Genomic DNA, 21,402 nt, shown 5'->3' with positions numbered 1-21,402 from the left:
GACGCACATGCCCTTCTACATCGGATACGGGTTCGACCCGGCCTATCTCGTCGTCGTGCTCGTCGCGCTCGTTCTGGGTACCGCGGCGCAGGGCTACATCAGGAGCACCTACCGCAAGTGGTCCCAGGTCGATGCCGGCATCCCCGGCACCGGCGCCGACGTCGCGCGGCAGATGCTGGCGGACGGGGGCGCTAACGACGTGGGCATCACGCGCGTCGCCGGCTCGCTCACCGACCACTACGACCCGCGTGACAACACGCTGCACCTCTCCGACGACAACTACCGCGGCGCCTCGGTCGCCTCGGTCGCCGTCGCCTGTCACGAGGCCGGCCATGCGATCCAGGCCGCACAGGGCTACGGCTTCTACCGCCTGCGCTCCGCGCTCGTCCCCGTGGTGTCCGTAGCGGAGAACTCCTGGATCCTCGTGCTCCTCGCCGGCGTGTTCCTCAACCTCGCCGGCCTGGTCCAGCTCGCCATCGTGCTCTTCGCGGCCGCCGTGGTATTCCAGGTGGTCACCCTGCCGGTGGAGATCGACGCCTCGAGGCGCGCGGTGGCGTACCTCTCCGCGCGCGGCTCCGGTCTTGACGAGAAGGGCGCCCGGTCGGTCCTCACCGCCGCCGCCCTCACGTACGTCGCCGCAGCGCTGACCTCTCTCATGCAGCTCGTCTACCTGCTCGGACGCTACGGCGGCAGGGACGACTGATGGGCGCCCAGCAGGGCCAGCCGATCACCGTCTCGGACGCCGTCGCCCTCGCGAAGGGGGCGGTCTCCTCGTGGCCGACGCTCGTCGTCGACGGGGAGGTGTCGGGGTTCCGGGGCCCCAACGCCCGCTCGGGCCACTGCTACTTCGAGGTGAAGGACGCCGGCGCCTCCATGAGCGTCATCGTCTGGCGCGGGACGGCCGAGAAGATCGGGTTCGACCTGCGTGACGGGCTCTCCGTGCGGCTCACGGGCAAGTTCGACGTCTACCAGGCCTCGGGCAAGCTCTCGTTCGTCGCCAGGAAGGTCGAGGCTGCGGGCGAGGGCCTGCTGCGCCAGCGGGTCGCCGAGCTCGCGCGCGCCCTCGAGCGCGAGGGCCTCATGGACCCCTCCCGAAAGCGCCACGTCCCCGCGTTCTGCTCGCGCGTCTGCGTGGTGACGTCGCTCTCCGGCAGCGTGGTGGAGGACGTCAAGCGCACGCTCGCGCGTCGCAACCCCCTCGTGGAGATCGACGTCGTCGGCTGCTCCGTGCAGGGCTCCGACGCCCCGGCGACGATCGCCCGTGCGCTCTCGACCGCCGCGGCCGCCCGTCCCGACGCGATCCTGCTCGTCCGCGGCGGCGGCTCGTTCGAGGACCTCATGTGCTTCAACGACGAGGGCGTCGCACGGGCGATCGCGGCCTGCCCCGTGCCGGTCGTGACCGGCATCGGCCACGAGCCGGACACGACGATCGCCGACATGGTCGCCGACCGCCGCGCCTCCACGCCGACCGCCGCCGCCGAGTCGGTGGCGCCCGCCATCGACGAGGTGGAGCGACAGATGCTCCAGCGGCAGGTGCGCCTGGGACGGGCCATGTCGGCGGTGCTGGAGGTGCGCTCCGCGTCCGTCACGTCCCTCGGCAGGCTCATGTCCGGCGCCATGGACGCGACGCTCTCGCGGCGCCGCGTGGCCATCGACGCCCTCGGCGCGCGCCGCTGCCTCTCCGACCCCGCCGCGCCCCTCCGGGACCTTCTCTCCGACCTGCTCCAGACCGAGGAACGCCTCCATGACGCCGTCCCGCGCGGCCTCGCCCGTGACGCCGAGCGCTGCGAGCTCGCGGCGGGGCGCCTCGCGGAGGCCGGCGGACGCCTCCTGCGTCCCGCCGAGGCGACGCTCGCACGGCTCGCCGCGTCGCTCGACGCGCTCTCGCCGCTCTCGGTCCTGGCGCGAGGCTACGCGATCGCCCGTGACGCCTCGGGGCGCGTCGTGAAGCGCGCGTCGGACGTGGCCTGCGGCGACCAGGTGAGCGTGCTTCTCGGCGAGGGGTCCATCGAGGCGACCGTCTCGTCCATCCGAATCGAAGATCGGGCATAGCCCGGGAAGGGGACACCATGGCAGACGAGCCCAGGAAGATCGAAGACATGACGTTCAAGGAGGCCTCCATCGAGCTCGAGCAGATCGTGCGCGCGCTCGAGTCCGGCGAGCTCGAGCTCGAGGACTCGCTCGAGCGCTACGCCCGCGGCGTGGAGCTCCTGAAGAGCCTGCGCGAGCGTCTGAGCACGGCGGAGCAGAAGGTGCGTGTCCTTCTCGACGCCACCGACGAGTCCGCGCCCGTGCGCGACACCGCCTCGGCGCCCAGCACCGCCTACCTGAACGAGTAGCAAGAAGCGAGAGGGGAGCACCATGTCTGACTGCATCTTCTGCAAGATCGCCAACGGCGAGATCCCGAGCGAGTTCCTCTACGAGGACGACAACGTCGTCGCGTTCAACGACCTCAACCCCCAGGCGCCCGTCCACGTGCTCGTGGTGCCCAAGGCCCACCACGACAACTTCGTCGACGACGTCCCCGCCGAGACGCTCGCCTCCATGGAGCGCGCGGTCAAGGCGGTTGCCGAGAAGACCGGCGTCGCGCAGACGGGCTTCCGCTGCATCATGAACACCGGCGCCGCCGCCGGCCAGACCGTCATGCACCTGCACATGCACGTCCTCGGCGGCAAGCCCCTCGGCGAGGGTCTCATTCCCTAGCCCCCCAGACGTAGCTGGCCGGCGCCCGGGTCTTTCTCCGGGAAGTGTGCTCCGCAGAACTTCCCTCCGAAAGACCCTGGCGCCTACCGTTGCCTAGGGCTGGCCGGGCTTCTCGCAGAGAAGTTCCGCGCAGCGCACTTCTCGGAGAGAAGCCCGGCCAGCCCGGCCAGCCCGTTCATCGACGTGAGAGCAACGAGGGCGTCCGACGGGCGTATCATGTGAGTGCTGTGTTTCAACGCTGAGTGGGGGAGACCCCGCGGGAGGAGAGTCATGAACGTCCTTGTTATCAACGCCGGCAGCTCGTCGCTCAAGTACCAGCTCCTTGACGTGGACACGCGCGAGGTCTACGCCAAGGGCAACTGCGAGCGCATCGGCATCGACGGCTCCTTCGTCGGCCACGAGGAGATGGGCGGGGAGAAGCAGAAGCTCGAGGTCGCGCTCCCCGACCACAAGACCGCCATCAAGTACGTCTTCGACATCCTCAAGACCATCGACAAGCCCATCGGCGGCATCGGCCACCGCGTGGTCCAGGGCGGCTGGTACTTCCCCGAGTCCGCCGTCGTGACCGACGAGACGCTCGCCCAGGTCCGCGAGGTCGCGCCGCTCGCCCCCCTGCACAACTACGCCGAGGCCGACGTCATCGAGATCTGCCGCGACATGTTCCCCGAGCTCGGAAACGTCATCGTGCCGGACACCGCCTTCCACTACCACATGCCCGAGCACGCCTGGCGCTACGCCATCCCGCGCGACGTGGCTGACACCTACCACGTCCGCAAGTACGGCGCCCACGGCACGAGCCACCGCTTCATCTGGCGTACCGTTCACGAGATGATGGGCGACAAGACCCACAAGCTCGTGAGCTGCCACCTCGGCTCGGGCGCGTCCCTGTGCGCCATCCAGGACGGCAAGTGCATGGACACCACGATGGGCCTTACCCCGCTCGACGGCCTCATCATGGGCACGCGCTGCGGCACGCTCGACCCGGCGACGGTGTTCTACCTCAGCCGCGAGGCGCACATGAGCATCGACGAGATCGACACGATGATGAACAAGAAGTCTGGTCTTCTCGCCGTGTCCGAGGTCTCCTCCGACTCCCGTGACATCGAGGCCGGCGCCGCCGACGGCGACGAGAAGTGCCAGATGGCGCTCGACATGTTCAACTACCGCGTCTCCCAGCTCTTCGCCGAGATGGCCGCCTCCATGCAGGGCGTGGACACGATGGTCTTCACCGCCGGCATCGGCGAGAACGCGCCCGAGATCCGCGCGGGCATCTGCGAGCTGCTCGGCTGGATGGGCGTCAAGATCGACGCCGAGAAGAACGCGCCGCGCTCCGACGAGCCGCGTGTGATCTCCACCCCCGACTCCGCGATCACCGTCATGGTTGTTCCCACCAACGAGGAGTACATGATCGCGCTCGACGTCGAGGAGCTGCTGGGGTAGGCGGCGGGGACCTCCCCTCTGCGAGTGCTCTCGAAGGGCCCCGACCTTTGCGGTCGGGGCCCTTCTTCGAGAAACTCGCGACGGGGAGGTCCCCGCTGCCAGCCGCCCTCGGGCGAACTTGCCGAAAGATGGGTTAGAGGGCTGTTTCGGGGTGAGACTAATTCCCACCGGATTGGGTACTATTTATACCTATGGAAGGGAACCCTACGGAAAGGACCCCTTATGTCGCTCAACGACCTCATGCTCAACCGCCGCCAGGCGCTCGGCCTCGGCGCTGCCGCCCTCTCCGCCCTCGCCCTCGTCGGCTGCGATGACGCGGAGGCTCCCGCCCCCACCACCGACGACGACGCCGGCGAGGAGAGCCAGCTCGACTCCGCCGCCTACGACGAGCTCATCGCCTCCGGCTTCGTGGCGACCGACGACGAGATCGCCGCCAGCGAGTGGGCTACGGCCGTCAGGGAGGCCGGCACGCTCCGCGTGGGCGGCGTCCAGACCTCGCTGCTCTTCTCGTCCCTCAACGAGCAGGACGGCAAGACCCGCGGCTTCGACGCCGGCCTCTCCCAGCTGCTCACCCGCTACATCCTGGGTGACGAGTCCAAGCAGGAGATCACGCAGGTCACCTCCGACACGCGCGAGTCCGTCCTCCAGAACGACCAGGTGGACACCGTCTTCGCCACCTACTCGATCAACGAGGACCGCATGATGCTGATCTCCTTCGCGGGCCCGTACTACACCACGCAGCAGTCCATCCTCGTCATGGCGGACAACACCGACATCAACTCCCTCGAGGACCTCGCGGGCAAGAACGTCGCCGCCCAGTCCGGCTCCACCGGCCCCTCCATCCTCGAGGAGTACGCGCCCGACGCCCAGGTCCAGGAGTTCAAGACCGATGAGGAGGCCCGCACGGCCCTCTCCCAGGGTCGCGTCGACGCCTACGTCATCGACACCGCCATGCAAATGGGCTCCATGACGCGCAACCCGGGCCGCTATCGCCTGGCCGGCGAGGAGTTCGGCCCGGTCGACGCCTACGGTATCGGCCTGCCGCTCGGCTCCGACGGCGTCGCGTTCGTCAACGCCTGGCTCCAGCGCGTTGAGGACGAGGGCCTGTGGGAGCAGCTCTGGCAGATCTGCATCGGCGACCGCGCCGGCATCTCCGAGGCCCCCGTTCCCCCCACGATCGGCGTGTAGCGCCGGACCCGGCGTGAGGGGTTCTCATGGGGCTTGCTGAGCTTCTCGGCACATACGGACAGAACTACCTCGACGGTCTTCTCGCCACATGGGGGATGACGGCCGTCTCGTTCGTCTTCGTCATGGTCCTCGCCGTGGCGGTGACCGTCGCGCGCGTCTCGCCCGTCGCGCCCCTGCGCGGCGTCGGCGAGCTCTATGTGCAGGTGTTCCGCAACATCCCCGGCGTCGCCCTGCTCATTCTGGTGGCCTACGCCCTGCCGCAGCTGCGCGTGGTCCTGCCGTGGCGCACCTGCGTCATCGTGACCGTCGTGCTCATGGCCTCGGCCTTCGGCTCGGAGAACTTCATGAGCGGCATCAACACCATCGGCGTCGGCCAGATCGAGGCCGCGCGCTCGATCGGCCTCACGTTCGGGCAGATCCTGCGCCATGTCGTGATCCCCCAGGCCCTCCGCACGACGGTCCTCCCCATGACGAACCTCCTCATCGCCGTCATGCTCACGACGGCGCTCGGCTCCCAGGTCCCGCTCACGCCCCAGGAGCTCACGGGCGTGGTCTCCTACGTCAATACGCGCGCCACGGGCGGCATCCTCGCCTTTCTGATCTCCGCGCTCGGCTACGTGCTCACCGCGTTCGCGATCTCGTTCGCCGGCAACCGCCTCGACAAGAGGGTGAGGATCCTCCGATGAGCATGCGCACCCAGACAGCGCCGAGCGTGCGCTCCGCGCTCTACGAGGCGCCCGGCCCGCGCACGCGCCGCCGCATCGCGATCGGCACGGCGATCTCCGCCGTCCTGCTCGCCCTGCTCGCGTTTCTCGTTGTCCGCCAGTTCTACGTGACGGGCCAGCTCGCGCCGCGCTACTGGTCTTTCCTGCTCGAGTGGCCCACGTGGCGCTTCCTGCTGCAGGGCTTCGCGGGCACCGTCGAGGTCGCGCTCACGGCCGGCGTCATCGCGCTCGTGCTGGGGCTCGCGCTCATGCTGGGCCGCACGAGCGGGATCGCCCCGCTCGCGGCCGTCTGCCGCGTGGTCACGGACTTCTTCCGCGGCGTGCCGAGCCTGCTCCTGATCTACTTCTTCTTCCTCGTGGTCCCGCAGTACGGCATCCAGATGCCCGCCTTCTGGATGCTCACGCTGCCGGTGGCGCTCGCCGCCTCGGGCGTGCTCGCCGAGGTCTTCCGCGCGGGCGTGAACGCCGTGCCCAAGGGCCAGGTGGAGGCGGCGTACTCGATCGGGCTCAGCCCGGCCAAGACCATGCGGAGGATCGTGCTGCCCCAGGCGATCCGCTACGTCATCCCCTCGCTCATCGCCCAGCTCGTCGTCGTGGTCAAGGACACGACGGTCGCCTATGTGGTGAGCTACCCCGACCTCATGCAGAACGCGCGCGTGCTCATCACCAACTACGACGCGTTGCTCTCCATGTACCTGGTCGTCGCCGTCATCTACATCCTGATCAACTTCGCCATCAACAAGGCGTCCGTCTACGTGGCGCGGCGCACGGGCGTCAAGATCATTCGCTAGGAGCGGGAGAATGAGCCAAGACAGCGCATCCGAGAAGAACGTGCCGGTGATCGAGCTTCGCCACGTCGACAAGCACTTCGGGGACCTCCACGTGCTTCGCGACGTGAACCTGTCGGTCGGCAGGGGAGAGGTGCTCGTCGTGATCGGCCCCTCCGGGTCGGGCAAGTCCACGATGTGCCGCACCATGAACCGCCTCGAGACCATCGACTCCGGCGAGATCCTCATCGAGGGCGAGCCGCTGCCGCAGGAGGGGCGCGAGCTCGCCCGGATGCGCGCGGAGCTCGGCATGGTCTTCCAGCAGTTCAACCTCTTCGCTCACATGACGATCCTCGACAACGTGACGCTCGGGCCGCGCGAGGTCCTCGGGCAGGGCAAGGAGGAGGCCGAGAGGTACGCGATGGAGCTTCTCGAGCGCGTCGGCGTTGCCGAGCAGGCCCACAAGGTCCCCGCCCAGCTCTCCGGCGGCCAGCAGCAGCGCGCCGCAATCGCCCGCTCGCTCGCCATGCGACCCAAGGCGATGATGTTCGACGAGCCCACGAGCGCCCTCGACCCCGAGATGATCAACGAGGTCCTCGACGTCATGGTCGAGCTCGCGCGGGGTGGCATGACCATGGTGGTCGTCACGCACGAGATGAGCTTCGCGCGCCGCGTCGCCGACCGCGTGGTCTTCATGGCCGACGGGCAGATCGTGGAGGAGGGCTCTCCCGACGAGTTCTTCGACCACCCCAAGACCCAGCGCGCCCGCGACTTCCTCGACTCGATCAAGGGGCACTAGGCATGGCGAGAAGACCGGTCATCTTGGTGGCTCCCCGCTGGGAGGCGCCCGTCACGGAGGGCTCGGAGACGATCGCCCCGCAGGAGGCCATCGCCGACTGCTTCGTCGACGCGATTCTCGCCGCCGGCGGCCTGCCGCTCATGATGGCGCTCGCCGAGGACGAGGGCGTCATCGCGGAGTATGTCGAGCGCGCCGACGGCATTGCCGTCCCCGGGGGACCCGACGTCAGTCCCGCGCTCTGGGGCGACGAGGCGCCCTATGACCCCGCCCTGCTCTGCCCGCAGCGCGACGCCTTTGAGCTGCCGCTCCTGCGCGCCGCCGTTGCCGTCGACAAGCCGCTGCTCACGACCTGTCGCGGCACGCAGCTTCTGAACGTCGCGCTCGGCGGGACGCTCTGCATGGACGTCCCGAGCCTCGGCTCCCGCGAGGGCATGGTCCAGTGGCGCCACACCGGCATCCTGAACGGCGTCTGCCATCCCGTGGAGGTCGAGGAGGGCTCGCTGCTGTCACGCGCCCTCGGCGGGGCCACGCGCGTGCAGACCAACTCGGCGCACCACTGCTGCGTCGACCGCCTCGGCGAGGGAGTACGACTCGTGGCGCACGCGACCGACGGCGTCCCCGAGGGTATCGAGGTCCCCGGCGGGCGCTTCTGCGTCGGTGTCCAGTGGCATCCCGAGTACACGTGGCGTACCGTCGAGACTGACTTCACCCTCTGGAAGAGCTTCGTCGCTGCGTGCCGCTGACCGGGCGGCCCCCGCCCGACATGCTTAAGGATTCGGGGTAGTTGCAGGCGCCGGTCGCCAAGGCGCATAAGAACCAGGGGTCGTTGTAGGTTCGGTGTGGGGCGCGCTTAGCAATCCGGGGTAGTTGTATGCCGAGAAGCGCCTCATGCCGACAACGTCCCAGTTGACGCTCGATTGCATCCCCCTCGATGCCGTCCCAGGGGTGCAACAACCCCAGATTCTTAAGCGGATGGGGACTGCGGACCTGCAACAACCCGGCTTTCCTAAACGAGGCGTGCGTCATCGGCGCAAACAACCCGCTGGCGCGTTGCGACTACCGTACGAAGTGGTATGCGATCCTAGGGGTGCCGTCCTCGACCCAGATCGTGCCGCGTCTGACGAAGCCGCACTTCTCGAGCGCGCGCTGCATGGGGACGTTGTCGGCGTGGGTGTCGACGCGGACGTTGTCATGCTGCGCACAGAGCCACTCGAGCATGCGCGTGCCCGCGCCATGGCCGCTCTCGGCCACGGCGAGGCGATGCATGACCCAGTAGGGCTCGTCGTTCAGCCAGGACTCGCCTTCGATGACGGCGTAGGTTGGGTCCGGTCCGGGGAGCACGCTCATGACGGCGATGGGCCCCCGCCCCTCGTCGAGCACCCAGAGGGCGTCGGCCTCGAGGTCCTCCTCGGCGTCAATGAGACCGGGGTAGTCACCAGGCCATTGGGTGGGGTTGCCGTTGGCGTGCATGAAGCGTCGCGCGGCATCATAGATGGCGCAGACGGCCTTAAGGTCGTCCGTGTTGGCAAGGCGGATCTGCCCCATGGCTAGAAGGGCCTCATGGTGAAGGACCTCACGCAGGTCTCGCCGGGGGCGAGCGTGATGGTCCCGCGCTTCTCCTCGAAGACGTCCGACTCGTCGTAGGCCGTGGCGCAGCCCACCCAGGGCTCGATCGCGACGAACGGGGAGTCGCTCGTGGCGGTCCACACGCCGAGGAAGGCGAACCCGTCGAAGTCGACCTGGATGCCGTGGCCGGCGGGGCCGACGAGCCTCACCGAGCGACCGGGGACGTCGACAAACACGACCGTGAGGAGCTCGTCTATGAGCTCGTGCGTGAGGCGGATCCGGTCCGTGTCGCGGAAGAGCTCGTGCATGTGGCCGAAGTCCTGGAGCCCCTGCTCGTCGATCGACGGGACGCGTGCCGTCCAGGGCTCCGGGAACACGAGCTCGTAGTCCGAGAAGGACGCGCCCCCCTCGCCGGGAACGGGCACATTGAAGGCGGGGTGGCCGCCGAGCGTGAAGGGGAGGTCCACGTTGCCGGTGTTGGTGACCTTGAACGTCTGGGTGAGGCGGCCGTCGGCGAGCGCGTAGGTCATGTTGAGGCAGAAGTCGAAGGGGTAGGCGGCGCGCGTCTCGTTGGTGGAGCGGAGCTCGTAGGTCACGCTCGAGGGCGTCTGCTCCACGACGGCGTGCTCGTAGAGGCGGGCGATTCCGTGGCGCTTGAGGGAGACGTCGCCCTGCGCCGAGGTGGCGTGGTCGCCGCGCAGGCAGCCGACTATGGGGAAGAGCACCGGGGCGCGCCGCGCCCAGTAGCGCTCGTCACCCTGCCAGAGGTACTCGCCGTCGCCGAGTTTCACGCTCATGAGCTGCGCTCCTTGCGCGTCGATCGTGGCGGAGAGGTCGCCGTCGGTAATGGTCGTCAGCTTGGTCATGGTCGTCCCTCCTTGGTCCCTATTTCTCAAAACTCTATTCCCTCCGCGTCCTTCTCGCCTTCTTGGCTAGCTGAATGGGGCGTATGGAGCCGCGAGCGGGGAGTTGTGTCATAATATCCAACCGGTGCCCTCGGAATTTGGGGGACTGCTATGCGTCTTAAGTCGGCGGATACCCGCCTGCCATAAGGAGGCACGCATGATCATCGAGGAACTTCAGCGCTACGGCATAGCCCACACGGAGGAGAAGACCGTCATCGACGCGTCCCCCGCCGTGTTGATCGAGACCGCCGTCGAGCGCGGCGAGGGCGAGCTCACCAGCACCGGCTCGCTCTCCGTCATCACCGGCCAGTACACCGGCCGCTCGCCCAAGGACCGCTTCATCGTCGACACGCCCGACGTCCACGACAAGATCGCGTGGGGCAGCGTCAACGTCCCGTTCTCCGAGGAGAAGTACCAGAAGATCAAGAGCGAGGTCATCGGCCACCTCTCCGAGCGTCGCCTCTTCGTCGTGCACGGCCTCGCCGGTGCCGAGCGTCGCTACTCCCGCAAGATCTGCGCCATCTGCGAGCTCGCGAGCCAGGCGCTCTTCGTCCACCAGATGCTCGTGCGTCCCACCGAGGACGAGCTCCGCGACTTCGGCGAGGCCGACTTCGTCGTCATGGCGGCGCCCTCCCTCAAGCTCGACCCCGAGGTCCACGGCACCCACTCCGAGGCCGCCGTCCTCATCAACTTCCAGGAGCGCACGATCCTCGTCGTCGGCACCCAGTACTCCGGCGAGATCAAGAAGTCGATCTTCTCGGTCATGAACTACCTGCTGCCCGTTGAGGACAACGTGCTCACCATGCACTGTTCCTGCAACATGAACCCGCGCTCTCACGGCACCACGGTCTTCTTCGGCCTCTCCGGCACCGGCAAGACCACCCTCTCCGCCGCCGAGGACCGCCTGCTCATCGGTGACGACGAGCACGGCTGGGCCGAGGACCGCGTCTTCAACATCGAGGGCGGCTGCTACGCCAAGACCATCGACATCACGCCCGAGACCGAGCCGCAGATCTGGAACGCCATCCGCTTCGGCTCCATGTGCGAGAACGTCGTGATCGACGACGAGACGCGCGTGGCGGACTACTTCGACACCTCCCTCACCGAGAACGGCCGCGTGGCCTACCCGGTCGAGTTCGTCCCCGGCGCCGTGGCCAAGGGCCGCGCCAAGCGCACCCCCGACGTCGTGATCTTCCTCACGGCCGACGCCTTCGGCGTGCTGCCCCCGATCGCCAAGCTCGACCGCAACGCCGCCATGTACCACTTCATGACCGGCTTCACCTCCAAGGTCGCCGGCACCGAGCGCGGCATCAAGGAGCCCCAGCCCACGTTCTCCTCGCTCTTCGGCGAGCCGTTCATGCCGCTCGACCCCAACGTCTACGCCCAGATGCTCGGCGAGAAGATTGACAAGGGCGGCGTGCGCGTCTACCTCATCAACACCGGCTGGACCGGCGGCCCCTACGGCGTCGGCAAGCGCATGAAGCTCTCCTACACGCGCAAGATGGTCGAGGCGGCCCAGTCCGGCATCATCGACGACTCCGAGTTCGTCCACGACGAGCGCTTCAACCTCGACGTGCCCACGTCCTGCCCCGGCGTGCCCAGCGAGCTGCTCAACGCCCGCAACACCTGGGAGGACCGCGCGGCCTACGACGACATGGCCGAGAAGCTCGCCCAGATGTTCGTCGACAACGCCGAGAAGCGCCTCACCACGATGGCGCCCGAGGTCCGCGCCGCCGGCCCCAAGCCCATCGGTCGCTAGGCTGAGTTTCATAGACCGCATTTCGCGGGGTCGAGGTCTTTCTCGGCCCCGCGTTTCCTTTTTCGAGGTTGTGCGCACACTTCAATACCTTATGCTCCTCTTGCCAGTGCGTCTACCTGCGGATTTGTCGAGAAACACCTAATATCAAAGCCGAAATTGCGTACACAACATGAGCCAATGCCCTTGAAATCTGCGGTCTGTCTTGGCATGAGAAAGGCCCCGGCGCCATACGGCGTCAGGGCCAGGCAGTAGCAGTTTCGGATGTCCGCTACTAGTGCATCTCGGCCATCTGGGCCTGGACGGCGGTGATGGCCACGACGCCCACGATGTCGTCGGCCACGCAGCCGCGCGAGAGGTCGTTCACGGGCTTGGCGATGCCCTGAAGGATGGGGCCGTAGGCCTCGGCCTGGCCAAAGCGCTGGACGAGCTTGTAGCCGATGTTGCCGGTCTCGAGGTTGGGGAAGACGAGCACGTTGGCGTGGCCCGCGACCTTGCTCTCCGGAGCCTTGAGGGCGGCAACCTCGGGCACGATGGCGGCATCGAGCTGGAGGTCGCCGTCGATGGCGAGCTCGGGGGCCTTCTCCTTGGCAAACTTGGTCGCCTCCTGGACCTTCTTCGCCGTGTCGCCGCCGGCCGAGCCCATCGTGGAGTAGGAGAGCATGGCCACGCGCGGCTCCACGTCGTCCATGAAGGTGGCGAAGGAGTTGGCGGAGGCGATGGCGATCTCGGAGAGCTCGTCGGAGGTCGGGTCGATGTTCAGGCCGCAGTCAGCGAAGACGAGCGTGCCGTCGGCGCCGAACTCCGGGGTCTTGGTGCACATGACCATGAAGGCGGATACGAGCTTGGTGCCCGGGGCGGTCTTCAGGATCTGGAGCGCCGGGCGCAGCGTGTTGGCCGTGGAGTGGCAGGCGCCGGAGACGAGGCCGTCGGCGTCGCCCATCTTGACCATCATGGTGCCGTAGTAGGTGGCGTCCATCATCTGGGCGCGGGCCTGCTCGATCGTGACGCCCTTCTTGGCGCGCAGCTCGGCGAACTTCTGGGCGTAGGCCTCGTGCTTGGGGGCCGTGGGGGAGGTCGGGTCGATGACGGTCACGCCGTCGACGTCGATCTTCGCGGGGTCGCCCAGGATCACGAGGTTGGCCAGGTCCTCAGCCACGATCTTGCGCGCAGCCTCGAGGGTGCGCGGGTCCTCGCCCTCGGGCAGGACGATCGTCTTCTTGTAGGCCTTGGCCGCGGCCTTCATGCGGGCGAGAAAATCGCTCATCGAAACTCCTTCACTATTCGTCCATCCTCGCGCGAGCCCGATTGTGTTCCTCTGTCGGGCATGCGCGCCGCTTTGGTCCATTATAGGTTCGAGGTGGTAGAATCGTGCGGACGAATGGGCGAGCGCACGTCGGCTCGTGACGGCGCGAAGAGAGGATTTCCATGAGCATCGAGAAGGGTCTTCCCACTGGTTTCAACCCTGACTGCTATGACGCGATCGTCGTCGGCGCAGGCTACGCGGGGGCCACCTGCGCGCGTCGACTTGCCGAGTCCTGCGGCTTCAAGGTCTGCGTGCTCGAGCGTCGCGACCACATCGCCGGCAACGCCTACGACTACGAGGACGAGGCGGGCATCCTCATACACAAGTACGGTCCGCATATCTACCACACCGTGAACGACCGCGTGAACGAGTTCCTCTCGCGCTTCACCGAGTGGACCGACTATCAGCACAAGGTGCTCGCCAACATCCACGGCACGCTCATGCCCGTGCCCTTCAACCATCGCTCCCTCAAGCTCGCCTTCGGCGACGAGAAGGGAGAGCGTCTCTATCAAAAGCTGGTGGACACCTTCGGCGAGAACAAGAAGGTTCCCATCATGGAGCTTCGTGAGAAGAATGACCCCGATCTCGTGGAGGTCGCCGACTACGTCTACGAGAATGTCTTCCTCCACTATACGATGAAGCAGTGGGGGCAGACCCCCGACCAGATCGACCCGTCGATTACCGGTCGCGTGCCCGTGTTCGTGGGCGACGACGAGCGTTACTTCCCGCAGGCCCCATACCAGGGCATGCCGGCCGAGGGCTATACCGTCCTCTTCGAGCACATGCTCGAGCATGATCTCATCTCGGTATTCCTGGACGTAGATGCCCGCGACATCCTTAAAGTCTCCGAGACCAGCGTCTCGGTCTGTGGGCGCCCTTACGGCGGGGAGATCATCTACACCGGCCCGCTTGACGAGCTCTTTAACCTTGACCTCGGCGCGCTTCCGTACCGCACGCTCGATATGGTCTTCGAGACGCTCGACTGCGACCAGTTCCAGCCCGTCGGAACCGTTAACTACACGACGAGCGAGAACTTTACGCGCATCACCGAGTTCAAGAACATGACCGGCCAGGTGGTGCCCGGCAAGACGACAATCATGAAGGAGTACTCCAAGGCCTATGAGCCGGGCAGCGGCCAGGATCCGTACTACGCGATTCTCGAGGACGAGAACCTCGAGCTCTACCGTCGCTATCGCGCGCGAGTCGAGGACCTCGTCAACTTCCACTGCGTCGGCCGTCTCGCCGAGTACCGCTACTACGACATGGACGGCGTCGTCGCCTCTGCGCTCGACCTCTCCGACGAGATCATCGCCCAGCACAGCTAGCAAGGGTGCCCTTGACTGCGCCCGCGAGAAGGACAGGCATGAAGAAGACCATCACGTTCGGAATCCCGTGCTATAACTCGTCCGCCTACATGGACCACTGCATCGAGTCCATCCTGGAGGGCACCGGGTACGCGGAGGACGTCGAGATCATCATCGTCGACGACGGCTCGACCAAAGACGACACGCCCCAGCGCGCCGACGCCTGGGCCGAGCGCCACCCGGGCATCATCAAGGCCGTCCACCAGGAGAACGGCGGGCACGGCGCCGCGGTCATGCAGGCCGTGCGCAACGCGAGCGGCACCTACTTCAAGAACATCGACTCGGACGACTGGGTTGACGCCAATGCCGTGCGGGTCCTTCTCGACCAGCTCCGTCGCTTCGAGGAGCTGGGCGAGCATGTCGACCTCGTCATCACCAACTACGTCTACGAGCACGTCGAGGACGACACGCAGAACAAGGTCGACTACCGTCGCGTGCTGCCGGTGGGGCGCATCTTCACCTGGAACGACATGGGTCACTTCATGATGTGGCAGTACCTGCTCATGCATGCGCTGACCTACCGCGTCGACGTGCTGCGTGAGGTGGGGCTCGAGATGCCGCCCCACACCTTCTACGTCGACAACATCTACGCCTACGTGCCCTTCCCGGCGTGCCGCAGCATCTACTACCTCGACGTGGACGCCTACCGCTACTTCATCGGGCGCGAGGACCAGTCCGTCAACGACAAGGTCCTCACCAGCCGCGTCGACCACTACTGGCGCGTCGCGCGCGTCATGATGCACGCCTACCACGTCTACGACGACGTCTCCTCGGCGAAGCTGCGCAGCTACATGATGAACTACTTCACGATCATCATGGCCATCTGCTCGGTCTTCTCCAAGAAGAGCGACCGCCCGGACGCGATGGACGAGCTCCAGAAGCTCTGGGACGAGCTCAGGGCCTACGACCGCCGCATGTACCGCCGCGCCCGTCACGGTGTCGTCGGACTCGCGACCAACCTCCCCGGCACGCTCGGCCGCGCGCTCACGCTGGCCGGCTACCGCGCCGCACAGAAGCTCGTGAAGTTCAACTAGGACGCCCGCGGCCGCGGAAAACCCACCGAGACGCTAGGAATAAACGGCAGCTCATGGCCGTTGACGGGCTATTTCTGCCGCACGCAAGAAACGGTTGCGCACAGGCGTCGAAACGTGTACAAAAAGGTGGTAACCCGGGCAGGGGGTCCGGGCAAGAGAGAGGATTCACACATGAAGGCTACTGTCAACGAGGAGTGCATCGGCTGCGGTCTGTGCGAGGGCACCTGCCCTGACGTCTTCTCCATCTCCGACGACGGCGTCGCCGTCGCCATCGAGGAGGACGTGCCCGAGGACGCCGAGGACGCCGCTCAGGAGGCTGCCGACAACTGCCCCGTCTCCGCCATCGTCGTCGAGTAGATCGACGCGCGTCAACGTGACGTCAAGCGGGGGCCGCTTCGGTCCCCGCTTTCTTTTTGGAGGTAAGCCGTGATACTCGCATCCCAGTCGCCCCGGCGCCGGGAGCTCCTCGGCGACGCCGGCTTTGAGCTCGAGGTCGTCCCCGCCGACATAGACGAGACGCGCCAGGACGGCGAGAGCCCCGTGGACCTCGTGGGCCGCCTCGCCGCCGAGAAGGCCGAGTCCGTGCGCGCGGCGCTGGAGCATGCGCCCGCCGACGGCCTGCTCGTCGCCGCCGACACGATCGTCTGGATGGGCGACGAGGCGCTGGGCAAGCCTGCCGACGCCGCCGACGCCGCGGCGATGCTGCACGAGCTCTCGGGCCGCACCCATCACGTCTCGACCGGCGTCTGCGCGATGCTGCTCGCCCCCGACGGCTCCCTCGAGCGCGAGGCGCGCTTCGTCGAGACGAGCGACGTCACGTTCTGGGAGCTCACCGACGAGCAGGTCGACGCCTATGTCGCCTGCGGAGAGCCGCTCGACAAGGCGGGCGCGTACGGCATCCAGGGCACCGGCAGGCTGCTCGTGCGCGAGGTGCGCGGCGACTACAGCAACGTCGTCGGCCTGCCCGTGGCGCGACTCGTCCGCGAGCTCGGCAAGCTCGTCGGGGGCGGCCGCGACCTCGTGGTACAGTCGATCAGGATCGGAGGGGCCCATGCCTAGCGAGAAGATCGTCCGGAGCGTCACGCAGATTCCCGGCGTGTACGCCGCCCATGCCACCGACGAGGCGGGTGCCACGGGCTGCACCGTCATCCTCTGTCCCTCGGGCGCCGTAGGCGGCGTCGACGTCCGCGGCGGGGCGCCCGCGACGCGCGAGACGGACCTGCTTCGACCTGAGGAGACCGTCCAGGAGCTGCACGCTGTCGTCCTGTCGGGCGGCAGTGCCTTCGGCCTGGCCGCCTCCTGCGGCGTGGCGGAGGAGCTCGAACGGCGCGGCCTGGGCCTTGACGTTGGGGTCGCCCGCGTGCCCATCGTCTCGGGCGCCTGTCTCTTCGACCTGGCCTGTGGCGACGCCCACGCGCGCCCGACGGCCGAGGACGGCCGAAACGCCTGCGCCGCCGCGCTGGACGAGCCCGGGCGCCCGCTCGAGCGCGGCAACGTGGGCGCCGGGACGGGCTGCACGGTCGGCAAGCTCACCGGCCAGGAGCGGGCGATGAAGTCGGGTCTCGGCGAGGACGTGGAGTGCGCCGGCGCCCTCGTCTGCGGCGCCGTCGCCGCCGTCAACGCCTGCGGTGACGTGCGCGACCCGGACACCGGAGAGGTCATCGCGGGGGTCCGCGAGGAGGGGGGCGCGCTGGGGAGCAGCGTCGAGGCGCTTCTCGGCGGCGTCGCCCGCATGCCGCTCGCGCGCGCCAACACCACGATCTCGTGCGTGGTCACCAACGCACGGCTCACCAAGGCGCAGGCAACCAAGGTGGCGCAGATGGCGGCTGACGCCTACGCGCACGCCATCACGCCGACGCACACCACCAACGACGGGGACACCGTCTTCGTCATGGCAACCGGCTCCGTGGACGCGCCGGTCGACGCGGTCGGGGCGCTCGCCGTGCGCGCGCTCGGGCGCGCGATTGCCGACGGCGCCCGCCAGGCGGAGTCGGCGTACGGGTACGTGGCCGCCCGCGACCTGTAGTGTGGGCGCGGCCTCAGGCTCGTGCGCGCTCGAGCAGGGTGACCGTCTCCACGTGGTAGGTCTGGGGGAAGAGGTCCACGGGCGTGACTCGGGTGGGCCTGAATGCCCCGATCTCCTCGAAGCGCGCCAGGTCGCGGGCGAGCGTGGCGGGGTCGCAGCTCACGTAGGCGATGGCGCGCGCGGGCTGCTCGGAGAGACGCGACACGACGTCCGCGGCGAGGCCGGCGCGCGGCGGGTCGACGACGATGACGTCGGCGTCCGTGTCGGGGAACTCGCGTCCGGCGTCGCCCCCCACGGCGTCGACGTTGCCCAGTCCCGCGCGCTCGAGGTTGCGACGCAGGTCGCGCACGGCCGGGCCGTACGACTCGACGGCCGAGACGAAGCCCGCACGTCGTGCGAGCGGGAGCGTGAAGGTGCCCGCCCCGCAGTAGAGGTCCATCGCCTCCTCGTCGGCCTGAGGGTCGAGCGCCTCCATGACGAGCTCCACGAGCTTCTCGGCGCCCCTGGTGTTGACCTGGAAGAAGGACGGCGCGGAGACGCGCATCGACTCCGCGCCCACGACCTCGCCCCACGAGCCGGCGCCCGAGAGGCACTCGACGCCAGCGATGCGACGCGCCTTGGCGGGCCCCTTCTGCATGACGCGAACGACCGACGTGGGGCGCAGGGCGTCGCCGAGCACCTTGGCGACCTGGGCGCGGGGGAACGCGCCCGGCCTCGTCCAGAGGGCAACCTCGAGGTCGCGCGTGCGCCTCGAGGCGCGAATCCCGACACGCTCGAGCTGGAGGTCATGGCTTCCGGCGAGGTATCCGAGCGCGCCCGAGACCGACTTCACGGCCCCGGAATGCGCCTTGTCGAGCAGCGCGCAGCTCTTGACCTGCACGACGTCGCCCTCGCCGCGGCCGTGCATGCCGAGCGTCACCCTGCCGCGCGCATCGCGCGCGACGGCGAGCTCGACCTTGTTGCGGTACCCCCAGGGGTCTCCCGGGGAGACGAGCGGGGAGACGAGCGCCTCGGCGCGCTCGGTGCCCAGGCGCCCGATGCGCGCGAGCGCGTCGACGACGCCGTCGCGCTTGGCGCGCGCCTGCGCCTCGTAGGAGAGCGCCGCCCAGGGGCAGCCCCCGCAGGCGCCCGCATGGGGGCAGCGGGGGACGACGCGCTCGGGCGAGGCCTCGGTCAGCTCGAGGGCGGCCGCGTGGGCCCAACGTCCCTCGTCGCGGTCGATGACGGCGCGGACGCGGTCGCCGACCACGGCGCCGGAGACGAAGACGGCACGGCCGTCGGTGTCATGTGCGAGGGCGTCGGGCCCGTAGGTCATCCGCTCGCAGGTCAGTTCGAGCTCGGGCGACCCGCTCACTCGTCACCCCCGCCGAAGAGGGCGCCGAACGCCTGGCCGAAGAGCGAGAGGGAGCGGGAGAGGCGTCCCCGCCTGGCAGGCTTGGTCGTCGGCGCCACGACGGCGGGCTCGGCGGCGGGAGCGGGCGGCACGTTGACCTCCGGGGCCTCGGCCGCCTCTGCGGGCTCCTGCTCGACCGAGGCGAGGTCCGGGCCGGCGGACGCCTCGGGCTGGATTCGCTCGGCCTTCTGCGCGGCGGCGCGCTCCTCGGCGGCGGCGCGGGCATGCGCGTAGGCCTCCCGGAGCAGCTCCTCCTGGCAGACGACGCGCGGGGCGTCCTCGTCGGCGTCCACGCGCGCCCAGGTCCCCTCCGCCGTGAGCTGACGCGCCTTCACGTTGTCGGAGAGCTGCAGCTCGACGAAGTGGCGAACGATCTCGGAGCACGCGGGGTCGCGCACGGGGTAGGCGATCTCGACGCGCCTCTCGGTGTTCCTCGTCATCATGTCGGCGCTCGAGAGGTAGATCGTGTCCATGTACTCGCCGAACGCGTAGATGCGGGCGTGCTCGAGGAAGCGGCCGGCGATCTGGCGCACCACGAGGCCGTCGGTCTTGCCGGGGACGCCCGCCTTGATGCAGCAGATGCCGCGGACGATCATGACCACCCGTACGCCCGCCTCGCAGGCCTCAGAGATCTTGTCGATGACGTCGCGGTCGGTGAGCGAGTTCATCTTGAGGAAGACCTTCGCGGGCGCACCCTCGCGCGCGCGGGAGATCTCGCGGTCGAGCCCGCGCATGACGAGTGGCTTGAGGCCGACCGGCGCCACGCCGAGGTGCTTGTAGGAGCCGCGGAGGTTGCCGAGCGAGAGGTTGCGGAAGAAGGTGTTGCCGTCGGCGCCGATGCCCTCGTCGGCGGTGAGCAGCATGAAGTCGGAGTAGAGGGCGGCGGTCTTCTCGTTGAAGTTACCGGTGCCGAGGCAGGTGATGCGGCTGATGCCCTCGCGGTCGTGATAGGTGATCTGGCAGATCTTGGAGTGGCACTTGAAGCCCTCCGAGCCGTAGATCACCGTGCAGCCGGCGTCTTCGAGGCGCTCTGCCCAGGCGATGTTGTTGGCCTCGTCGAAGCGGGCGCGCAGCTCCATGAGGACGGTCACGTCCTTGCCGGCCTCGGCGGCACTGATGAGGCTCTCGCAGAGGTGAGAGCTCTTGGCGACGCGGTAGAGCGTGATCTTGATGGAGATGCACGCATCGTCGGAGGACGCCTCGCGCACGAGGCGCAAAAGCGGCGTCATGGACTCGTAGGGATAGGTGAGTAGGACGTCGTGGTCCTCCACCTGGCCGCGCATGGGGAGGGAGAGGTCGACCATGGGGGAGATCTGCGGCTCGAAGGGACGATACACGCAGGCGGTGTGCTCGTGGTCGGGGATGGACGACTCGAGGCCGTAGACGTAGCCGAGGTCGATCGGGCGGTTCAGGCGGAAGATGCGGCGCGGCTCGAGGGAGAGCTCGGCGGCGATGAGGTCCTCGAGCTTCTTGCCGAGCTTGCCGCGGATCTCGAGGCGGATCGGCTGTAGCCTCTGGCGCAGCTTCAGCACCTTCTTCATGTGCTGGCGGTAGTCCTCCTCCTCCTCGACGCCCTCGCCGTCCGGGTCGATGTCGGCGTTGCGCGTGACCCTCAGCACGACGGAGCGCTTGGGGACGTAGTCGCCGAAGCACTGGTCGAGGCAGGTCTCCAGCACGTCCTCGAGCAGGGTGTAGCGATAGGCCTTGGCCGAGGCGGGGAGCGCGACGACGCGCGCCTCGGCGGCGGGGACCTCGATCATGCCGAGAAGCCCCGTCTCCTCGACGCCGTCAAGAGAGCACGCGACGAAGAGGCGCCCGTTCCGCAGGTTCGGGAAGGGGTGGCGCGGGTCGACGATGAGCGGGGAGATGATGGGGGCCAGGCGACGGTCGAAGTGGCGCTGGACGGCGGCACGGTCGGCCTCGGTGAAGTCGGCGGGGGAGACGCGCACCAGCCCATGCTCGGCGAGCGCCGCCTCGACCTGCTCGAGGCCCTTCTCGTGACGCTCGATCAGCGGGGGCAGGGCCTCGAACACGGCGTCGAGCTGCTCCTCGGGGGTCATGTTCGACTTGTTGTCCTTGGGCTGGTTCTTGAGGGAGGCGAGGTCGGAGAGGCCGCCCACGCGGATCATGAACCACTCGTCGAGGTTGGACTCCACGATCTCGCAGAACTTGAGGCGCTCGAACACGGGGACGCTCTCGTCGTATGCCTCGTCGAGGATGCGGTCGTCGAAGCGCAGCCAGCTGATCTCGCGGTTCTGGGTGTAGGAGAAGTCGCGCTCGGTGGCCCGATCGGCCTTCTTCTCGCCCTTCGCGGCCTTGCCCGCCTTCGGCTCCTTGGCGTGCGTCTCCGCCTTCACCGCAGCCTTGCCGTTCTTCTCGGCAGCGTCCTTGCCCATAGCACAGCACCTCTCGTCTCGCGGCGCCCGGGGG

The 21,402-nt window shown here is 68.1% G+C and carries 21 protein-coding genes; 16 read left to right on the top strand and 5 right to left on the bottom strand.

Annotation, left to right across the window (positions count from 1 at the left end; all coding sequences use genetic code 11):
* Window positions 1-7: 7 nt before the first annotated feature.
* The 10 genes from INF26_RS07925 to INF26_RS07880 all read left to right on the top strand — a co-directional run bounded on the left by INF26_RS07925 (window position 8) and on the right by INF26_RS07880 (window position 8,365).
* Entirely contained in the window at window positions 8-703 is a 696-nt protein-coding gene (locus INF26_RS07925) for a zinc metallopeptidase (RefSeq protein WP_193530404.1), read from the top strand.
* A complete protein-coding gene (gene xseA, locus INF26_RS07920) occupies window positions 703-2,052 on the top strand; it encodes an exodeoxyribonuclease VII large subunit (protein ID WP_193530403.1) in 1,350 nt (449 codons plus the stop codon). The genes INF26_RS07925 and xseA overlap by 1 nt, the downstream gene beginning before the upstream one ends.
* Before the next feature lie 17 nt (window positions 2,053-2,069).
* Entirely contained in the window at window positions 2,070-2,339 is a 270-nt protein-coding gene (gene xseB, locus INF26_RS07915; protein ID WP_193530402.1) for an exodeoxyribonuclease VII small subunit, read from the top strand.
* Between the two features lie 22 nt (window positions 2,340-2,361).
* Window positions 2,362-2,703: a histidine triad nucleotide-binding protein gene (locus INF26_RS07910; protein WP_193530401.1), complete on the top strand. Its 342-nt coding sequence runs from the start codon at window positions 2,362-2,364 to the stop codon at window positions 2,701-2,703.
* A gap of 270 nt (window positions 2,704-2,973) precedes the next feature.
* Window positions 2,974-4,143, top strand: coding sequence for an acetate/propionate family kinase (locus tag INF26_RS07905; RefSeq protein ID WP_193530400.1), 1,170 nt, complete (start codon window positions 2,974-2,976; stop codon window positions 4,141-4,143).
* A 222-nt stretch (window positions 4,144-4,365) separates the two neighbouring features.
* Window positions 4,366-5,331, top strand: coding sequence for a glutamate ABC transporter substrate-binding protein (locus INF26_RS07900; protein WP_193530399.1), 966 nt, complete (start codon window positions 4,366-4,368; stop codon window positions 5,329-5,331).
* A gap of 26 nt (window positions 5,332-5,357) precedes the next feature.
* Window positions 5,358-6,017: an amino acid ABC transporter permease gene (locus tag INF26_RS07895; RefSeq protein ID WP_193530398.1), complete on the top strand. Its 660-nt coding sequence runs from the start codon at window positions 5,358-5,360 to the stop codon at window positions 6,015-6,017.
* Entirely contained in the window at window positions 6,014-6,847 is an 834-nt protein-coding gene (locus tag INF26_RS07890; RefSeq protein WP_193530397.1) for an amino acid ABC transporter permease, read from the top strand. Before INF26_RS07895 ends, INF26_RS07890 begins: the two co-directional genes overlap by 4 nt.
* 10 nt (window positions 6,848-6,857) lie before the next feature.
* Window positions 6,858-7,622: an amino acid ABC transporter ATP-binding protein gene (locus INF26_RS07885; RefSeq protein WP_193530396.1), complete on the top strand. Its 765-nt coding sequence runs from the start codon at window positions 6,858-6,860 to the stop codon at window positions 7,620-7,622.
* Window positions 7,623-7,624: 2 nt separating this feature from the next.
* The gene (locus INF26_RS07880) at window positions 7,625-8,365 is read left to right on the top strand and encodes a gamma-glutamyl-gamma-aminobutyrate hydrolase family protein (RefSeq protein ID WP_193530395.1); all 741 of its coding nucleotides are present in this window, start codon (window positions 7,625-7,627) and stop codon (window positions 8,363-8,365) included.
* A 313-nt stretch (window positions 8,366-8,678) separates the two neighbouring features.
* Here the strand turns inward: INF26_RS07880 and INF26_RS07875 are convergent, their stop codons facing one another.
* Both INF26_RS07875 and INF26_RS07870 read right to left on the bottom strand, forming a co-directional pair.
* Entirely contained in the window at window positions 8,679-9,167 is a 489-nt protein-coding gene (locus INF26_RS07875; RefSeq protein ID WP_193530394.1) for a GNAT family N-acetyltransferase, read from the bottom strand.
* Window positions 9,168-9,169: 2 nt separating this feature from the next.
* A complete protein-coding gene (locus tag INF26_RS07870; RefSeq protein ID WP_193530393.1) occupies window positions 9,170-10,054 on the bottom strand; it encodes an aldose 1-epimerase family protein in 885 nt (294 codons plus the stop codon).
* A 196-nt stretch (window positions 10,055-10,250) separates the two neighbouring features.
* On the opposite strand from INF26_RS07870, the gene pckA reads away from it, so the two are divergent.
* The gene (gene pckA / locus INF26_RS07865) at window positions 10,251-11,852 is read left to right on the top strand and encodes a phosphoenolpyruvate carboxykinase (ATP) (protein WP_193530392.1); all 1,602 of its coding nucleotides are present in this window, start codon (window positions 10,251-10,253) and stop codon (window positions 11,850-11,852) included.
* Window positions 11,853-12,123: 271 nt separating this feature from the next.
* Here pckA and pta read toward each other — a convergent pair whose 3' ends face one another.
* On the bottom strand, window positions 12,124-13,158 hold the full coding sequence (gene pta, locus INF26_RS07860) for a phosphate acetyltransferase (protein ID WP_408647525.1): 1,035 nt from the start codon (window positions 13,156-13,158) through the stop codon (window positions 12,124-12,126).
* Window positions 13,159-13,277: 119 nt separating this feature from the next.
* Here pta and glf point away from each other — a divergent pair, with 119 nt between their 5' ends.
* From glf to INF26_RS07835, 5 genes are all read left to right on the top strand, one after another.
* Complete coding sequence (gene glf / locus INF26_RS07855) at window positions 13,278-14,480, top strand: UDP-galactopyranose mutase (protein WP_193530390.1); 1,203 nt, start codon at window positions 13,278-13,280, stop codon at window positions 14,478-14,480.
* 38 nt (window positions 14,481-14,518) lie between these two features.
* Entirely contained in the window at window positions 14,519-15,553 is a 1,035-nt protein-coding gene (locus INF26_RS07850) for a glycosyltransferase family 2 protein (protein WP_193530389.1), read from the top strand.
* A 114-nt stretch (window positions 15,554-15,667) separates the two neighbouring features.
* A complete protein-coding gene (locus INF26_RS07845) occupies window positions 15,668-15,910 on the top strand; it encodes a ferredoxin (RefSeq protein ID WP_332307345.1) in 243 nt (80 codons plus the stop codon).
* 69 nt (window positions 15,911-15,979) lie between these two features.
* Entirely contained in the window at window positions 15,980-16,612 is a 633-nt protein-coding gene (locus tag INF26_RS07840; RefSeq protein WP_193530387.1) for a Maf family protein, read from the top strand.
* Window positions 16,605-17,579 (top strand): P1 family peptidase, encoded by a 975-nt coding sequence (locus tag INF26_RS07835; RefSeq protein WP_193530386.1) that lies wholly within the window; start codon window positions 16,605-16,607, stop codon window positions 17,577-17,579. The genes INF26_RS07840 and INF26_RS07835 overlap by 8 nt, the downstream gene beginning before the upstream one ends.
* A gap of 13 nt (window positions 17,580-17,592) precedes the next feature.
* On the opposite strand, the gene rlmD is transcribed toward INF26_RS07835, so the two are convergent.
* Both rlmD and ppk1 read right to left on the bottom strand, forming a co-directional pair.
* On the bottom strand, window positions 17,593-18,894 hold the full coding sequence (gene rlmD / locus INF26_RS07830; RefSeq protein WP_193530504.1) for a 23S rRNA (uracil(1939)-C(5))-methyltransferase RlmD: 1,302 nt from the start codon (window positions 18,892-18,894) through the stop codon (window positions 17,593-17,595).
* Between the two features lie 35 nt (window positions 18,895-18,929).
* Window positions 18,930-21,368, bottom strand: coding sequence for a polyphosphate kinase 1 (gene ppk1 / locus INF26_RS07825; protein WP_193530385.1), 2,439 nt, complete (start codon window positions 21,366-21,368; stop codon window positions 18,930-18,932).
* Window positions 21,369-21,402 lie beyond the last annotated feature (34 nt).

It is taken from the genome of Thermophilibacter gallinarum, assembly GCF_014982725.1.
GTDB lineage: Bacteria > Actinomycetota > Coriobacteriia > Coriobacteriales > Atopobiaceae > Thermophilibacter > Thermophilibacter gallinarum.
The sequence above is the reverse complement of the archived record's forward strand: the minus strand, read 5'-3'. Positions and strand labels throughout refer to the sequence as shown.

Excerpts from the sequence above, each read along its gene's own strand:
- xseA (WP_193530403.1), top strand. The coding sequence starts at position 703 with ATGGGCGCCCAGCAGGGCCAGCCGATCACCGTCTCGGACGCCGTCGCC.
- INF26_RS07895 (WP_193530398.1), top strand. The coding sequence starts at position 5,358 with ATGGGGCTTGCTGAGCTTCTCGGCACATACGGACAGAACTACCTCGAC.
- pckA (WP_193530392.1), top strand. The coding sequence starts at position 10,251 with ATGATCATCGAGGAACTTCAGCGCTACGGCATAGCCCACACGGAGGAG.
- ppk1 (WP_193530385.1), bottom strand. The coding sequence starts at position 21,368 with ATGGGCAAGGACGCTGCCGAGAAGAACGGCAAGGCTGCGGTGAAGGCG.
- INF26_RS07885 (WP_193530396.1), top strand. The coding sequence starts at position 6,858 with ATGAGCCAAGACAGCGCATCCGAGAAGAACGTGCCGGTGATCGAGCTT.
- INF26_RS07870 (WP_193530393.1), bottom strand. The coding sequence starts at position 10,054 with ATGACCAAGCTGACGACCATTACCGACGGCGACCTCTCCGCCACGATC.
- glf (WP_193530390.1), top strand. The coding sequence starts at position 13,278 with ATGAGCATCGAGAAGGGTCTTCCCACTGGTTTCAACCCTGACTGCTAT.
- INF26_RS07910 (WP_193530401.1), top strand. The coding sequence starts at position 2,362 with ATGTCTGACTGCATCTTCTGCAAGATCGCCAACGGCGAGATCCCGAGC.
- INF26_RS07880 (WP_193530395.1), top strand. The coding sequence starts at position 7,625 with ATGGCGAGAAGACCGGTCATCTTGGTGGCTCCCCGCTGGGAGGCGCCC.
- rlmD (WP_193530504.1), bottom strand. The coding sequence starts at position 18,894 with ATGACCTACGGGCCCGACGCCCTCGCACATGACACCGACGGCCGTGCC.
- INF26_RS07905 (WP_193530400.1), top strand. The coding sequence starts at position 2,974 with ATGAACGTCCTTGTTATCAACGCCGGCAGCTCGTCGCTCAAGTACCAG.
- xseB (WP_193530402.1), top strand. The coding sequence starts at position 2,070 with ATGGCAGACGAGCCCAGGAAGATCGAAGACATGACGTTCAAGGAGGCC.
- INF26_RS07875 (WP_193530394.1), bottom strand. The coding sequence starts at position 9,167 with ATGGGGCAGATCCGCCTTGCCAACACGGACGACCTTAAGGCCGTCTGC.
- INF26_RS07835 (WP_193530386.1), top strand. The coding sequence starts at position 16,605 with ATGCCTAGCGAGAAGATCGTCCGGAGCGTCACGCAGATTCCCGGCGTG.
- INF26_RS07850 (WP_193530389.1), top strand. The coding sequence starts at position 14,519 with ATGAAGAAGACCATCACGTTCGGAATCCCGTGCTATAACTCGTCCGCC.
- INF26_RS07890 (WP_193530397.1), top strand. The coding sequence starts at position 6,014 with ATGAGCATGCGCACCCAGACAGCGCCGAGCGTGCGCTCCGCGCTCTAC.
- INF26_RS07900 (WP_193530399.1), top strand. The coding sequence starts at position 4,366 with ATGTCGCTCAACGACCTCATGCTCAACCGCCGCCAGGCGCTCGGCCTC.
- INF26_RS07925 (WP_193530404.1), top strand. The coding sequence starts at position 8 with ATGCCCTTCTACATCGGATACGGGTTCGACCCGGCCTATCTCGTCGTC.